General features: G+C 39.5%; 1 protein-coding gene. It reads right to left on the reverse strand.

The features are described from left to right. Positions 1-22: 22 nt before the first annotated feature. Positions 23-1,392, reverse strand: a 1,370-nt coding sequence (locus tag ACEN33_RS12355) for an ISL3 family transposase (RefSeq protein ID WP_407095202.1), incomplete at its 5' end; no start/stop codon positions are given.

The raw sequence follows: 1,392 nt of genomic DNA on the forward strand, positions 1-1,392 counted from the left end.
ATTCCTATGTTTAAGTGTCTCTCTATGCAACGATAGTTTGTGTTGTGTTCTCATCTTTAAAGAAGAGCGGTCGTCTCTTTTTGGTCTGTCTAACCAGTAAGTTCTGAGTAATCAAAATACGAAAACGTAAGTGATTAAAGTTCCGATACCCATACCCGCTGCGTTTTATGTTCTTGATTTTGTTATTGGTGCCTTCAATAATCCCATTGGATAACGTGTATGTCAAACTATTTTCAATCGCGGGTAAATACTTTTCAAGCGTTTGAAAGGTCGTTCGGACCTTGCGTGGCACCACATATTTTCGTGTTTCATATAAATCATAAATAAAGGCCTCCGAATGATGCATCGCAATATCTGCCTTCAAATCATTGACTAAATGATAGACCTGCTCCAATCGTGGATCGATACTCAACATATAATTGACCATACTTTTTTGAGTCACAAGGCCATCAAACAGCCGGTGAATGTGGTAATCCTCGAAGTCCAAGGACTCCCGGTTTTTTTGAATTAACTTCCATAATTGTTTTAATTTGGTGTAATCACGCGGCCGGTTGTAACGAATCGTGTTCATGACTTTAATCCGATATCTGTTTAACGTATTATTCAATAATTGAACGATATGAAACCGATCGATGACAATATCGGCATTCGGAAAAATGCGTTGTAAAAATAGATAATACGGCCCGTACATATCCATGGTGACGGTCTTGACTTGCATTCGAGCTTCATATGAATAGCGCATAAAATAATCTCTTAAAGCGTCTTGTGTGCGGTCTAAGACAATATCCAACAATGTGTGGTTATAGGCATCCATAAGAATACAACTCATCCCACTCGTCGCCTGTTTGACCGACTTAAACTCATCAATTCCAAGGTGCTCTGGTAGATCCCATGTCTTTGGCGATAGGGTTTGACCCGCCTTAATTAACTGGCACTGAACAGTATAGCGAGACACATTTAGATGTTGGGCAATCAGTTTCATCGACTGTACTTCCGTTAATTCCATGATAATGGTTCGTTTAATGTCATTCGAAATAAAGCATCCTTTATCAACAATGCTTGTTGGAACAGTCGTCACGACCCGACAATGTTTACACTGATAGCGTTGTTTCTTGAGTTTTAACAAGACGGGTTGGAAGTTGATATGCGTTAAGTGAATCGTCGTGTGATCAAAACCATATTTAATCATGTCCTGCGTTGAATGGTTAGCCACACCACAGTGTGGACAGGCTGGCAATGAATAAGAGAGTTGTCCCAAGAGAACCTTACACCGCACCCCCTTGTGCATTTCCTCCATGATGTCATCTTGAAGTTGAACATGTTTATCTTTAATATTTAGTAAGTCTGCGATATAATTCATATGAGCCAAGTGAATTCTCCTTTTAGTAATGT

Source organism: Ruoffia sp. FAM 24228 (assembly GCF_045528575.1).
In the GTDB taxonomy this organism is placed as follows: Bacteria; Bacillota; Bacilli; order Lactobacillales; family Aerococcaceae; genus Ruoffia; species Ruoffia halotolerans.